The following is a 14124-nucleotide window of genomic DNA, read 5'->3' as shown; positions in this document are numbered from 1 at the left end:
CACTTTATTTGCAGCAAGAGAAATCATTTTTTTATAAGTGGTTATATGTTGGAAAGATCTGCATTTGTTGTTCTTTGTTTTACGCTTTGGTTTGCGCCTATTCCGCTGGGCGCAAACCGCCCTTGGGCTTGGGGTTTGGTGCAGTTGCTGATTGCGCTTACTACCGTGTTGCTTATTTTTAGTAAGAGCAAGCCGAAGTTTTGTGAGCTGTGCCGGGCAAATTTGCCAATTTTTGCTGCGCTTATTTTTGTACAGCTCTGGGTTGTATTGCAGATTGTCGGTGCCCAACTCGGTCTTGCCTGGTTGCCCGCCACGCTGGATGTGTCGGCGTCAATGTCGGCGCTAATTAAAGGCGTTAGTTTTATATTGTTTGTTTTATGTGTGTCGGTACTGCTCGATACACGTAAGCGCCAACGAATCGTGTTGCGAGTGTTGATGGCCTCTGGTCTAACTCAGGCGGTTTACGCAATATTTTTACAGTATTCGGGCCTGGACACTTCTTTGTTGGGCTACTCGGTACACGACAAAGCGCGGGGGTCATTTGTTTATCACAATCACTTGGCAAGCTATTTAGTGCTTTGTTTAAGTGCGAGCATTGGTTTTTTAGTTGGCAGCTTAAAGGGTTTTGAATCGAGTATTGCTCGAGTTCGCTTAAGTTCGTTTCTTGAAACACTGTTGAGTGAAAAATGGATTTTACGCGTGGCGATTATCATTATGGTGGTCGGCTTGATAATGACACGCTCGCGTATGGGCAATTCTGCGTTTTTTATTTCGGTATTGCTTGTTAGTTGCCTGGCGCTTGTTTTGATGCGGCGCCCGCCGGGCACATTAAAGTGGTTGGCTTTGAGCCTGGTTGTATTGGATGTACTGATTGTCGGCGCGTACTTTGGTGTTGAGAAGGTTAAACAACGCATTGAGCTGACCTCACTGCAGGGGGAAACCCGCGATGATGTTGTCAGTGCATCGATACCCTATATGCAGGATTACTGGTTTGGTGGCAGTGGCGCAGGCAGCTTTGGTTCTGTATTTCAGGCCTATCAGCCGACAAGTTTTGGTGGTTGGTATGATTACGCACACAATGAGTATGTGCAGTTTTTTGCTGAGCTCGGCCTGTTAAGTTTTATTGCTTTAGCGGCAATGGTGCTATACGTCGTTGCGAACGCACTTATTGCTTTAGCTAGAGAAAAGTCCGCGTATCGCTGCGGTTTGCACTTTGCGTGTTTAATGGCGGTATTCGCCAGTTTTTTACATGCGACGGTAGATTTTGTATTTCAAATCATGCCAAACGTCATGGTTTTGTTGGTGCTGATGTCGATGTCATTGTCGAACAACAAGTTGATAGCGAAGAAAAAAGGGAAAAAGAGAGGGGTTCGTGCCGTTAATTTCAGTTAACCCGATGAAGTCGACCACTCTGGGCGGAGTAGAGACCTTAATCCGTGAGTTGCAAAATGTTTATGGGCAAAGAGGTGAGCTTATCGAGCTGTACGAACACTCGTGCAGTAACGATGAATTTAAGCCAAACCCCAGTGTTCGCTACCTAAATTATGGGACCCGTGTTGGCCGTTTTCGTGTTCTTTCCAAGTTGGCGACAAAGCTGAAGCAGCGAAGGCTGCTAGATGAAGTATGTGTCGCTGGAAAAGACACGATTATTGTGTTGTTTCACCCGAATGATTTGCTGTATATGTCGGCGCGAGTGCGCAAACAGGCAAAAATAATATTGGTGCAAACCAATCGTTTGGATGTTTTTTTTGGGGCCCGGCTGGAACGCTGGGTGCTTGAGCATCGCGCTGGTGATGTTGATATTTTTACTGTCTATACCGACCAAGACAAACAACGTTTCCTGGACGATTACGGCCAGGTATTTGCTGAAATTAAGGTGATCCCCAGAGGCTGTAAGATTGATCGTGCGCAGCGCCTTCCTAAGCCATCCAAAAAAATCGTTGCCATTGCCCGAATATTTGAAGAGCAAAAAAACTTCCGCGGCATGGTCGAAATCATGCAGCTGCTCGGCGCTGATTTTCAGTTAGATATCTATGGCGGCGGCAGCGACGATGAGCTCAAGGCTTTACAGCGCTTGCTTGAAGGCGCAAGTAACGTTGCTTATAAAGGCGTAAGCGTAGATGTGCAAAAAACGCTCGCCGACTACTCCGTGTTTATGATGACCTCGCATTTCGAAGGTTTTGGTCAAAGTTTGATCGAGGCTAGGAGCCAGGGTCTGCCGATCGTGGCTTATAACAGCTTTGATGCGCTTAGTTGGGTTGTTGAGCACGGTAAGACAGGCTTTATTGTTCCACCCGGTGATGCCAAATTGTTTGCACAGAAGCTAGAGCAAGCCAGCTCGCCTGAGTTATATGCGCAGCTAAGTTCTGCAGCGTTGGAAAAAGCCAAAGAAACGGACCGCAATGTTGTTGCTGCCTTGTGGGCAGAGCTATTTGGGAGCGGGAATGACTAAAAGCATTCAGTTATGCTTGTTTTTTGCTCTATGTGTTGCAATTCCGTTTGAAAATACCGCGCTTGCAGCAATAGGAGGTGTTTTTACTGCACCGCTGTCTATTGTTTTAATTCCTGCTTTGCTGGTATTTGTATTTCTTAATCGTAATGCGTTAGCTGCTGGAGATATTTGGTTAATAAAAGTTTTTCTGCTGCTGCTAATGAGTTCGGTGGTAATGCTGGCGTTTTGGCTTCCTGATTACGATATAGATTTTTTGTTAGATAGAGGTGTTAGGTTTATTTTACTTGCACTTCCAACAATTGTTGTTTACCTGTTCTGTGTGGCACTGCGTTTAGATTTGCTTGAAAAGGGAATAGTTGTTGTGTTTTCGGTTGTTGCAGCAATTTATCTTCTAAATCTCCTTGTTCCTTCCGCCGTGAACAACGTATCACCTTTACAGCATACTCCAGCGTTAGCTCCACACCGTATGCGAGGTTTTACCCTTGAGGCAAGTACGTTTGGTTTCCAGTTTACCGTGGCTTTCTTGCTTTTTTCATCTGTAAAAAAGATCAGCCCATTTGTTGCTTTTGCCCTGTTGTTTCTACTGTGTGCGCCAATTACGTCAAAAGGAACCATGGTATGCATTGGGGTTGCCGGCTTTGTTGCGTTTTCTCATTGTTATGTGCGAGTGACGCCAGCAGTTAAAATTGCAGTGACATCATTTATGCTCGTGGCGCTAGTGTCCATTGTTAGCGGGCCTTTAGCTGAAATGTTTCATTCGTCAATATATAAGTATGGATCTGTGGGTACTCGCTCTGCCGTGATTCTCCTACCGCTTGTCTCGTTGGTTCACTTTCCTTTGGGCGTGGGTTTTTTTGGCTTTCTTCCCGCTTTTTATGAGTATGGCCCGCTCTCTGTCGATTTTCTCGATATGCTGTTCCCAAATGTCATGAACTTTGATGAGGTTTTCTATTATTTTATCCCGGGCAATACAATAGGAGTGAGTACCAAATCATTTTTTATGGATTGGTTTCTTTACGGCGGTTTGATTTTTTTGATTGCTTACTATAAGGCTGCCCGGTTTTTATTTTTGGGTGTTGGACGGATGTATTCTTTTCCGTGCTTGACGCTTCTGGTTTTTGTTGTTTTGGCGACCACGTTTTTTGTGCCGGTTGACGGGAGGCTCATCGCCCCCTTGGCAGTGGCCTATTTGGTAAGAATGATTCGTGAAAACAGTCGTCAGGCGATCTGAAGTTTTAGTATTTATTAAGGATAAGGTGAGTAGTAATGATAGCGGAACATAAAACGCAGTGGTGTTCGCACTTGGATCGGTTAAAGGCGATGCATGCGGATATCGCAAAATTGTGTGAAGGAAAGAAAGTAGCGTATGTCGATCTTCCATTTCACTACAATGTTGGCGACCTGCTGATCTATTTGGGCACCGAACAGTTCTTGGCTGATTATAATGTTGATGTTCGCTATCGCGCTTTTTCAAAGCATATTAACCACAAGCGCTTGGCTGAGTGTGAGGTTATCCTGTTTCACGGTGGTGGGAATTTTGGTGATATATATATCAAACACCAAGAATTCAGAGAGTCTGTGATTAAGCGCTATCCGAATAAGCGTATTGTCATGTTGCCAGCGACAATACATTACAAGTCAGATGCTGCACATGCCAAAAGCAAGGCCATTCATTCACAACACCAAGACCTTCATATCTTTTTGAGAGATGTCAAAAGTGAAAAGATTGCTGAGGGCTTCTCAGATAACATCACTTTGATGCCTGATATGGCGCACAGCCTTCATCCGATAGTCGAGGCTTGTGAGGTTGAAGATCTGGCTTTGGACAAATGTAAGATCTTAAATATGCGTCGAATTGACGTCGAAGCAAAATCAGTCGGTGATGTCGGTATTAAAAAACGAAGTTTCGACTGGGACTCAATAGTTTCCTCATGGGATCAGATTCTGTATCACTTGGCTACCAGGGCTGAGATGTTTAGTCGATTTAAAGGGGGGGATGCTTTAGTCAAGTTGTGGAAGCGTCAGGCAAATACCTTAGTTTTTCGTTCGGTTTTCTATTTCAACTCGTTTAATTTGGTCTATACGGATCGTATGCACGGTCTCATTCTTTCTTATCTTCTGGGTAAGAACGTTAAGCTGATTGATAACTCTTACGGTAAAAATTATTCATATTACGAGCTTTGGCTTAAGGAATCTGAGCTGATTGAGCAGGTAGGTAATGAAGCTAAGTAAAGCGGATGTTGTAGCTGCTTATTCTTTGCTGGTTGCGCTTGTGCGCATACTTAGTGGGCCGTTGACAATTCTTGTTGTCAGCGCGCTACTGAGCGTCGAAGAAATGGGCTTTTATTATACGTTTTATTCGTTTGTGACCATGGCCGTACTTTTTGAAGTGGGTGTTGGTTATGTGCTTAAGCTTTTTTACAGTCATGAAGTGCGCTTTGATGAGGGCGGTAAGCTCGATCATGATTGCCTGCAGAGCATTAATCGTATCTACCGTTTCTCAATGCAATGGTATGTGTTAGTTGTGCTCGCATACTGCTTTAGCGTTAGCGCCTTTGGCTGGTTTTACTTTGCTGATTATGAAGGGGATATCCACTGGCAGTTGCCGTTTTTTTTAATGGTACTTATGAATGGTGCGCGTATATTTCTAAATGTTTTTGATTCTTATTTGGATGGTGTGCAGTACCAAGAATTGGCCAACTCCATACGCTTAGTGAACACCCTGGTGTCGGCTGTTGCGCTTTGGCTCTTTATCTATTTGGACTTTGGCTTGATGGCTTTAGCCTTGTCGCAACTGGCTTCAGTGATATCTATTATCGTGATGTTGTGTCTTTATCAGGAAAAAACCTTTGCCTATGTGCGCTCAGGTTTGCCGATTGAGTATTCATTCCGGCGTCAGTTTAAAGAGATTTTCCCTTTGTTTGGTAAAACTAGCTTGGTATGGTTCTTTGGTTATTTTTTCTGGAACGGCTTTACCTTGGTGGCATTTCGCGCCGGTGGTGCCGAGTTTGCTGGCCGGGTTGGTTTGTCCGTTTCAATTGCGCGCGGCGGTTTTGATGTTGCCAGCTCTTTTTTGAATAATCAGCGTACGATGTTTGCCAATTGGGTGGCCAATGATCAGTTATCTAAAGCGATGTCAGTATTTAAGAAGTATTTTGCTGTGTCTGTTTTGGTGTTGTTAGGTGGTTATGGCGCTTTCTTTTCGTTGTATTATATCCTCCCAGACTTCTATATATTTGAGAAGTTGGTGAATAAAGAGCAGCTGGCGATGCTGTTTTTATTTTATTTTATTACCCTTGTTACAAGCAGCTTAAATAATTTCGTTCGCGCCTATAAGGTCGAGCCATTCGTATGGCTATCACTTTATGGGGCGTTTATGGTTCCCTTCACGTTTTGGCTCAGTTTGCATGCGGGTCTGGCTAATGTCTTTGTGATGCCGGCCCTTGTTTTGCTGCTTACCTTGGTTGTTTCTTTGCGTACGTTTTATAAGCGGGTGTATCGTCATGTCTGATCAGGTCGTTTCGGTTGTGCTTCCAGTGTATAACGTCGAGTCATATCTTGAGCAATGTCTCGATTCGGTACTAGATCAGAGCTACCGAAATTATGAGTTAATCTGCATTAATGACGGCTCTACTGACCAATCCTTAGCGCTATTGGAAAAATACCTTCCGTTGTTTGAAGGGCGTATGTGTATTCATAGTCAAGCGAATGCTGGCCTGGCAGCTGCCAGAAATAAAGGGCTTGATCTTGCTTCCGGTACGTTTGTTTACTTTCTTGATAGTGATGACTGGATTGACAGGGAGACGCTTGCAACGTGTGTTCGAACTATTAGTGTTGAGTCGGCGGATCTCGTGGTTTTTAACGCTGAAGCTTTTTGTGAGCTTGATGATGTTGAAGACATTGATCTGCACAGTTATCAGCGCAACTTGCCTAAGTCTCTTTATGGTCGTGACGGTATTTTTGTTGATACCCTAAAGCGTAGTTATATTGCTCAATCTTGTTGTTATATGTATCGGCGTTCTTCATTTGAGGCGCTGCGTTTTATCCCTGGCATTCTTCATGAGGATCACTACTTCTCAACGATTTTATTTATTGAGAGTGCTAAAACCGCCGTACTAAAAGATGAGTTTTTTAAACGCCGCATACGTGCAGGCTCTATCACAACTCAGAAGAAATCTCTGCGCCACGCCGAAGGTTATTATATTACTGCCAAGGCGCTTCATAAGCGCTATCAGGAAAAGATCTACGGCGCCACACTCAAGGCGCCTTTTCGGCAGTATCTCAATCTTCTGTTGCAGCACGGAATTAAAGCTGAATATCAGTTTTATCAGCAAAACAACCGGTCAATGCCTATAACAAGGAAAGCCGAGTTAATACGTATGTTTGCCGGTCTGCTTGATGCCAAGACCACGCTGCTACTTTGTTGTGCGCCATTATTTTATCGGGTTAAATCGCTTTTGGTGTCTCGTAATGCTTCTGCAAAAAAGGAGGCGCTCGGTGGTGTCTAGTTCATCAAACCAAGGAGAGCAAACTCTCGGTTCTGCAGAATGTTTGCGATTTAGTATTGTTGTGCCTGTCTACAACAATCTTGCGGGTGTCAGTCGAATTGTAGAATGGTTTGTTAAACAGCAATTGCATGCTCGTTCTGTTGAGCTGGTGATCGTCGATGACGGTTCAAAACCTGCGGCCGAACCTGAATTGGCGCCAGGTGTTCGTTATTTTTATCAAGAGAATACCGGTGTTTCCGGCGCGCGTAACTTCGGCCTTGAGCAGTCGCTAGGTGAGTATGTTTGTTTTCTTGACTCTGATGATACCTACGACGATAAATTTATTGATATTTTTGAACAGGCTGTTGAGGCCGGTGAGTTTGATATGCTGGTTTCACCGGCATGTTATGTTTCGGCCTCTGGCAAAGCACCCAGGTCACATCAGCTTCAGCGTGGTTTGTGCTCCTCAGATGATTTTTTAAATGCGTATTTTAGGAAACTGGCTGATGCTCATGTGTGCTCTATCTTACTTCGCCGTCAGTTTTTGTTAGGTACGGGGCTGAAATTTGACCGACAACTTTATTTGTCTGAGGATATTTACTTTATTATTTGTTGTGCGGCGCAGGCGGAGAAAATCTTTGTTGAGAGCGAAGTCTATTTTAACTACTTTTTGGTTGAAGGTTCGGCTACAAATCGCTTAGCTACCGAAAAGGTGTTGAATCATTTTTCTTCATTTTCTGCTATTTTAAATTTGCCTGTCTCTAGCTCTCTTGTCAAAGCAAGAAATTATTTTGTCGCGACAATGTACGTGCACTTTTTGATAAAGCTTCTTTCTAACAAAACCAATAGTCAAATAGTCATTGATCAAACCGTTTCAAAAAAGAGTATGTTGAGCGCGCCTATGATTTTTAGTCTTAGTCTTCGCGGTGTGTTTGTGATGTTTATGCGCTTGATTTCGCTGTTTCCAGATTCAATTTGGCGTCGAAGTTTGGCTTTTTTATGTCGTCCTGCAGTTAAGTCTGTATCGACAGGTGTCGGGTAAGGGGTTAGGGCGTTTATATGAAAGTGTTGCACGTTGCTGAAACCATAAAAGGTGGGGTTGAAACGTATTTGCGCCAACTGTGTGATTGTCAGCAGCGCAATGGTATCGAGCCTTATCTGTTGTGTAATGAAAACGTCTCTTGGTTGGATGCATCAAAACAAATAAGTTTTTCTAGAGAGGCTCGTGGGCTAAGAGCGCTGTGGCAGCTTGCTAAAAGCTATAGGCGTGCGCTGCGTGATTTTGACGTCGATGTGATTCATCTGCACGGGACGTTTGCGGGCTTGATTGGGCGCCTGCCAACAATGAGCCCCGCTAATAAGCCTCTTATTTATTGTGCTCACGGTTGGGCTTACGATCGCGGCGATGGCCTTTTCCGATATGCGTATATGGCCGTTGAGTGGAGCTTGTCTTTTTTATGTGATTCAGTTGTGGCTATATCGGCACACGATGCGGATGCTTATGTAGGCGCCAAAAATAAACTGAGCCTGATTGAAAATGCAGTGGTTGATTTGTACCCAAGTCCACCGGCTCAGCCTTCGCGCAAAACACTGTTGTTTGTCGGCCGGTTGGATAGACAAAAAGGTGTGGATTTGCTGCTTCAGGCCTATGCCAATCACGACTTCGATTTTGAGTTGCTGGTAGTTGGTGAGGCTGTGCTTGGCGATATTGAGCTGGGGCAGGTTCCTGACGGTGTCAAATTCCTTGGGTGGTTGGATCAAGATGAGTTTATTGCACTTTACTCTGAAGTTTCTGCTCTTATTGCCCCTTCTCGCTGGGAGGGTTTTGGCCTGGTGGCGATCGAGGCAATGTCAGCATCCAAAACTATTTTGGCTGCTAACGTTGGCGGCTTAACGCGTTTAGTTGATGGCTCGGGTGGTTATTTGTTTGACAGTACTTACGAGGGCGTCGCCGCTGCGCTTAAACACTTTGATGCACTAAGTTGTGAAGAGTTGGCACTTGCCGGTCAAAAAGCCAGGGCGTTCTATGAAACAAATTATCGTATTGAGCGCTTAGAGCTGGAGTTAAGGCAGCTCTATCAGCAGCTATTGAAACAGAGCACTTCAATGGCGTAGTCATTTTGTTACTTGTCGGTGCACTAAGTATGGCTTGTCTTATTTTGGTGCGCTGATGTTGATAAAGGGTTTGTTGCTAGCAGCTGCTGGCTTTAAAATATGCGTAGTTTTATTTTGTTTTTGCAGAAACATTCTATTAGCTGCCAATTTCGAACGAAAGGGGTGCCAAATCATCGTTCTGTCATAGTTCTAGGTTTTGGTGTGATAATTGCGTTTCTGGTTTGTGCTCCCAAAGCGTGTTGCAAGCATGAAGTTAGTAGTCAGTTTTAAACTGGTTGGTATTTATTTTAGTTTAAAGTTTGATTGGCCGTGGTGCCGTCATGGAGGGAGGAGTGTATGAAGACACTTAATAAGTTTTCGTTAATAGGCTTGGCATCAGTTATGGTGAGCCCGGCAGTATTCGCTGAAAAATTCGAGCCAGCGCCGGTTGATATTTCCGGGTCATTAAAACTGGTGCCTACGGTCGAGTTTGGTCTCGAGTACGATGACAATATCTATAGTGAAGAGCGTGATCCCACGGGCTCGGGTATTTATGTAGTCGAACCCGATTTCGCCCTGGGTACGGATGATGGCGTTAACCGCTATGGCGTGCGTTATAAGCTCAAGTCCGGTACGGTCGAGGCGAGCTCGGCTGATAATTACCTTGATCACCGCTTGAGTGGCCTCGCTCATATTGAGCCTAACGACAAGAATCGAATCGACGTAAATCTAGCCTACGACAAGCTGCACGAAGATCGTGGTACGGGTTTGTCCGAAGGGCGCCCAGGTGCGATTGATCGCCCCGTTGAGTATGATGCGAAGTCGGCCAACGCGGCTTATCAATACGGTGCACTCAGCTCGAAGGCTCGCGTCGGCGGTTCCGTCGGCTTTTACTCTAAGGAATATACAAACTTTCGTCAGTACTCAGCCATTCGCGACTTCGATCAAAACAGCGTTGGTCTCAATTTTGAGTACAGTATCGGCGATGCAACGTCGTTAACGCTCGACGGCAGTACCGCCGATATTCGCTACCCTCACATTGGCACTGAGGAGCCCAGCCGCGATAGTACGGACAACCGGGCTTTGATTGGTTTGAAGTGGGATATTACCGGCAAAACAACGGGTAAAGCGAAGGTCGGTTATCAGGTCAAAGATTTTGATGCGGCCGAGCGTAAGGACTTTTCAGGTGCAGCTGTAGATGTATCGTTGAGCTGGGAGCCGCGCACGTACTCAACCATTGACTTTAAGCTTGGTCAGGTGTCGAAAGATCCAACCACTGTTGGTGACTACATTGAAGAGCGATATGTGTTGATAGGCTGGAACCATGGTTGGACCCCGAGAATATCAACAGATGTGCAGGCATCGTATGCGGACGAGGAATACGTTGGAAATCTTGACCGCCACGATGATACAACTGGCGCGACGCTCGCGTTGAACTATGCCTTTGCTCGCTGGCTTACTGCGGGCCTGTCTTATGACTATACCAACAAAGATTCAAATGTTGACGATATTCCATTTGATAAGAACGTATACAAGTTGATGGTCACGGCTGGTTTGTAATGCGTTTATTTGTTTTATGTTTGTTATTGTCTTGGTGTTTATCACTCAGTGCACAACCCTTAAGCAGCAGTGATTATGTCTTGGGTGTTGGCGATTCAATTCAGGTGCTGGTTTACGATGAACCTGATTTGACCATTGAAACCATTATCGGAGATGACGGCGATATAAACTTCCCGTTTTTAGGTGATATCCCTATTAGCGGTAAGACAACCGCTCAGGTTCAGCAGATAATCACGCAAGGATTATTGGGTGACTATCTGCTGGAGCCCTCCGTACAGGTACTTATTGTATCGTACCGCCCGTTCTATATTCACGGTGAAGTAAAATCACCAGGCGCCTATGCTTATCACCCCGGTCTCACCGTAGACCAGGCAATTGCGCTTGCCGGCGGGCTGACAGAGAGAGCCTCTGAGCAAAAAATCTTTATCAAACATGAGCTGAACGGCGAGACGGTGATAGATAAAGTCGACTTAACGTATGTGCTTTCCCCTGGCGATACAGTAACTATTAAGCAAAGCTTCTTTTAGCCACCAATTTGGCCTGATTTTTTATGCAAGAGTCTAGTAAAAAACAGCCAGAAGTAGTCGATTTGATTGCTTACTGGAACATAGTCTTGAAGTACAAGTTTCAAATACTTGGTTTTGCCTGTTTCAGTACCTTATTGGCGGCAATCTTTATTGTTGGTATGGACCCTGTTTATAGGGCCACATCATCGATTTTGTTGAAAGCTGACCAGGAGAAAGCTGTATCCATTGAGGATGTTTATACTCTTGATACAACTCGTAAAGAGTATTTTTTGACTCAATATGAAATACTAAAATCAAACAGTGTTGCCGAAGTTGTGGTTGATCGTGTTGATCTTGGCAGCTGGCAGGAATATCAACCAAAGCAAAAACAAGGCCTGCTTGCGAGAGGTAAAGAGTTTATCCGTTCGTTCTTGCCCAAGCCCGAGGCACAAGAGCAAGATGAAGAGCTGCAAGCTCGAATTGAAAAAGTTCGTTTGATACATGCTTTTAGAAAAAACCTATCTATATCTCCTGTACGTAAAACGCAGTTGGTAAGGGTTAGTTTTGAAGCTAAGAACCCGCGTTTAGCGGCGCTTGTTGCCAATGCTGTGGGTGAGGTATATATCGAACATCAGCTTGAGGCCCGACTGTCGGTCAACAAGAAGGCGGTAGGGTGGCTCGGTGAGCGCCTTGATCAGTTGCGAAGTAGCTTGGATAGCTCTGAAGAACAGCTGCAAGCGTTTCGCGAGAAGGAAGGCTTAATTGATATTGAAGGTGTTAGTAGCATTGTTGCGGACGAGCTTGAAGGATTATCTCAGAATTATCTCGAAGCCAGAAAGCGCCGTATTCAAGCCGAGAGCGTGTATTTATTAGTTCGAGCAAATGACGGCCCGTTAGATACTGCCGAATTATCTAGCTTGGCGGAAATAAGCAACCATCCTCTAATTCGTGAAATTAGACGCGCAGAGATTAGTGCCGAAAAGCGTGTTTCTGAGCTTTCTCAACGCTACGGTCCCAAACACCCAAAGCTAATTGCCGCAAAAGCTGAGTTGGCTGCGGTTAATTTGAACCTGGAAAATCAAGTGGCCAAGCTTGTCAAAGGCATACAAAAAGAGCTGGCTGCTGCTCGAGAACGTGAAAATCGTCTATTGGCTCAATTAAATGCGGCGAAAGATGAGTATCAAGTGGTGAGCTCAAAGGAGTCTGCTTATTTGAAACTGAAGCGAGAAGTTGATACCAATCGAGAGTTATACAATACATTCTTATCTCGCTTTAAAGAGACAGACATCACCACAAATTTTGAAAGCCAGCATGCCAATATTCTTGATCTGGCTGAATTGCCTACTATTCCGGTTAAGCCAAAGAAAAAGAAATTAATCGTTGTTGTGTTTGTGATAACGGCCTGTCTTGCCATTGGTATTGCCATCTTACTTGAGTCTTTGAATGACAGCTTTAGAAGTGCTGCTCAGGTAGAAGAGTTACTAGGTTTAAGGTTTTTAGGTTTGTTGCCTATATTGCCTGTAAAAAAGAAGCAGGTGCTGGATACTCATCTTTATTTCGATGAAAAATACAAAGATTTTGCCGAGTCGGTTAGAACGATGCGAACAGGGTTTGTCCTTTCGCATTTAGGGCTTGAGCACAAGGTTGTCTCGATTACATCGTCGCTACCGGGCGAGGGGAAATCGACGACCGCTACTAATATTGCTTTTGCGATGGCTCAGATGGAGAAGACTGTACTTATTGAAGCTGATATGCGAAAACCGAGTTTTAATAAATTGTTTTCTCTCCCTCCTTACCAGATTGGCCTTTCAAACATCATTTCTGGTACTGAAGCTCTTGAAGAATGTATATATAAGGATGAGCGCTCTGGGCTTGATGTTATATCTGCTGGCCATATTCCACCCAACCCTCTAGAGCTTCTATCTTCAGTTGAATTTAAGCAGCTATTAGAGCGTTTAAAGAAAGATTATGAGCGCATCATTATCGATACGGCCCCAACTCAAGCTGTTAGTGATGCACTCGTTGTTGCTAAGCTTTCTGATTCTCTGATCTATGTTGTTAAGGCGAATTCAACCAAGCAAGCGTTGGTCAAACAAGGTATTGGTAGGTTGTTGGAAGTGGGGGCTAAAATTGATGGCGTGGTACTAAATCAAGTAGACACGAGGATAAAGGGGCGATCCAACGGGTATCACGGTTATTATGATTCTTATCATTATGGCCAGGAAGCCAATTCAAAGAAAAGTTAAGTTGTCTGTTTGTAGGTTGACATGATAGATCTTCACTCGCACTTTTTAGCGGGTATTGACGATGGAGCGTCAACCCTCGACGACTCAGTCGCAATGTTGAGAATGGCTGAGGAGCAAGGGGTTACCCAGTTATTAGCTACGCCCCATATTCACCCAGGTCGCTTTGATAATTCTATCAAAAATATTGTGGCTGCGTTTGAAGCCTTGTATGAGCGCGTCAAAAAGGAACGTCTTAATCTTAAGCTTGGTTTTGCGGCGGAGGTGCGCCTGTGTCCGGAGCTTATGCCAATGCTCGCAAATGAGTGCCTACCTTTTGTAGGCACCTTTCAAGCAGATAAGAAAGTTCTATTGCTTGAGTTTCCACACACTCATATTCCTCCGGGAACTGAGCGTATGGTTGATTGGCTACAAGGTAAAGGTGTCTTACCGCTGCTTGCTCACCCAGAAAGAAATCAGGAAGCTTGTGAATTACCTTCGGTGCTTACACCGTTTATGCAGCGCGAATGTATGCTTCAGTTAACCGCAAGCTCTTTATTAGGGCAATTTGGTTTAGCTTCCGAACAGCTCGCTTGGCAGTTACTGGAATCGGGAAGGGAGGTTGTGGTTGCCTCAGACATGCATAACCTGGGCAAGCGTGCCCCGCGAATGAAAGAGGCCTACGAGCTAGTTTCTCAGCGCCTAGGTCTTGCTTATGCACAGCGGGTTTTTATTGATCTTCCCGCGCGTCTAATTAACACTAACCCGAGTGTTAGATCCGTGTTTTCATGAAGCGATATTGT

At 44.7% G+C, this 14124-nt stretch carries 12 protein-coding genes; all 12 read left to right on the top strand.

Features of this window, described 5'->3' with window-relative positions:
- Positions 1-45: 45 nt before the first annotated feature.
- The 12 genes from CFK45_RS14330 to CFK45_RS14275 all read left to right on the top strand — a co-directional run bounded on the left by CFK45_RS14330 (position 46) and on the right by CFK45_RS14275 (position 14113).
- Positions 46-1392: an O-antigen ligase family protein gene (locus CFK45_RS14330; RefSeq protein ID WP_096087130.1), complete on the top strand. Its 1347-nt coding sequence runs from the start codon at positions 46-48 to the stop codon at positions 1390-1392.
- Positions 1373-2452, top strand: coding sequence for a glycosyltransferase (locus CFK45_RS14325; RefSeq protein WP_143247604.1), 1080 nt, complete (start codon positions 1373-1375; stop codon positions 2450-2452). Before CFK45_RS14330 ends, CFK45_RS14325 begins: the two co-directional genes overlap by 20 nt.
- On the top strand, positions 2445-3683 hold the full coding sequence (locus tag CFK45_RS14320) for a hypothetical protein (protein ID WP_096087128.1): 1239 nt from the start codon (positions 2445-2447) through the stop codon (positions 3681-3683). The genes CFK45_RS14325 and CFK45_RS14320 overlap by 8 nt, the downstream gene beginning before the upstream one ends.
- A 35-nt stretch (positions 3684-3718) precedes the next feature.
- Complete coding sequence (locus CFK45_RS14315; RefSeq protein WP_096087127.1) at positions 3719-4684, top strand: polysaccharide pyruvyl transferase family protein; 966 nt, start codon at positions 3719-3721, stop codon at positions 4682-4684.
- A gap of 172 nt (positions 4685-4856) precedes the next feature.
- Complete coding sequence (locus CFK45_RS14310) at positions 4857-5963, top strand: MATE family efflux transporter (protein WP_158224716.1); 1107 nt, start codon at positions 4857-4859, stop codon at positions 5961-5963.
- Entirely contained in the window at positions 5956-6960 is a 1005-nt protein-coding gene (locus CFK45_RS14305; RefSeq protein ID WP_096087125.1) for a glycosyltransferase family 2 protein, read from the top strand. The genes CFK45_RS14310 and CFK45_RS14305 overlap by 8 nt, the downstream gene beginning before the upstream one ends.
- Positions 6953-7981 (top strand): glycosyltransferase family 2 protein, encoded by a 1029-nt coding sequence (locus tag CFK45_RS14300; protein ID WP_158224715.1) that lies wholly within the window; start codon positions 6953-6955, stop codon positions 7979-7981. Before CFK45_RS14305 ends, CFK45_RS14300 begins: the two co-directional genes overlap by 8 nt.
- Before the next feature lie 17 nt (positions 7982-7998).
- On the top strand, positions 7999-9054 hold the full coding sequence (locus CFK45_RS14295) for a glycosyltransferase family 4 protein (protein WP_096087123.1): 1056 nt from the start codon (positions 7999-8001) through the stop codon (positions 9052-9054).
- Positions 9055-9390: 336 nt separating this feature from the next.
- Entirely contained in the window at positions 9391-10593 is a 1203-nt protein-coding gene (locus CFK45_RS14290; protein ID WP_096087122.1) for an outer membrane beta-barrel protein, read from the top strand.
- Positions 10593-11120 (top strand): polysaccharide biosynthesis/export family protein, encoded by a 528-nt coding sequence (locus CFK45_RS14285; protein ID WP_096087121.1) that lies wholly within the window; start codon positions 10593-10595, stop codon positions 11118-11120. The genes CFK45_RS14290 and CFK45_RS14285 overlap by 1 nt, the downstream gene beginning before the upstream one ends.
- A 23-nt stretch (positions 11121-11143) precedes the next feature.
- Positions 11144-13345, top strand: a complete 2202-nt coding sequence (locus tag CFK45_RS14280; RefSeq protein WP_096087120.1) for a GumC family protein — start codon at positions 11144-11146, stop codon at positions 13343-13345.
- A gap of 21 nt (positions 13346-13366) precedes the next feature.
- Positions 13367-14113: a tyrosine-protein phosphatase gene (locus CFK45_RS14275; protein ID WP_143247602.1), complete on the top strand. Its 747-nt coding sequence runs from the start codon at positions 13367-13369 to the stop codon at positions 14111-14113.
- Positions 14114-14124: the final 11 nt, after the last annotated feature.

It is taken from the genome of Agaribacterium haliotis (assembly GCF_002312815.1).
In the GTDB taxonomy this organism is placed as follows: domain Bacteria; phylum Pseudomonadota; class Gammaproteobacteria; order Pseudomonadales; family Cellvibrionaceae; genus Agaribacterium; species Agaribacterium haliotis.
This window is presented reverse-complemented; position numbering and strand designations above follow the sequence as displayed.

Excerpts from the sequence above, each read along its gene's own strand:
- CFK45_RS14305 (WP_096087125.1), top strand. The coding sequence starts at position 5,956 with ATGTCTGATCAGGTCGTTTCGGTTGTGCTTCCAGTGTATAACGTCGAG.
- CFK45_RS14275 (WP_143247602.1), top strand. The coding sequence starts at position 13,367 with ATGATAGATCTTCACTCGCACTTTTTAGCGGGTATTGACGATGGAGCG.
- CFK45_RS14330 (WP_096087130.1), top strand. The coding sequence starts at position 46 with ATGTTGGAAAGATCTGCATTTGTTGTTCTTTGTTTTACGCTTTGGTTT.
- CFK45_RS14280 (WP_096087120.1), top strand. The coding sequence starts at position 11,144 with ATGCAAGAGTCTAGTAAAAAACAGCCAGAAGTAGTCGATTTGATTGCT.
- CFK45_RS14295 (WP_096087123.1), top strand. The coding sequence starts at position 7,999 with ATGAAAGTGTTGCACGTTGCTGAAACCATAAAAGGTGGGGTTGAAACG.
- CFK45_RS14320 (WP_096087128.1), top strand. The coding sequence starts at position 2,445 with ATGACTAAAAGCATTCAGTTATGCTTGTTTTTTGCTCTATGTGTTGCA.
- CFK45_RS14285 (WP_096087121.1), top strand. The coding sequence starts at position 10,593 with ATGCGTTTATTTGTTTTATGTTTGTTATTGTCTTGGTGTTTATCACTC.
- CFK45_RS14290 (WP_096087122.1), top strand. The coding sequence starts at position 9,391 with ATGAAGACACTTAATAAGTTTTCGTTAATAGGCTTGGCATCAGTTATG.
- CFK45_RS14315 (WP_096087127.1), top strand. The coding sequence starts at position 3,719 with ATGATAGCGGAACATAAAACGCAGTGGTGTTCGCACTTGGATCGGTTA.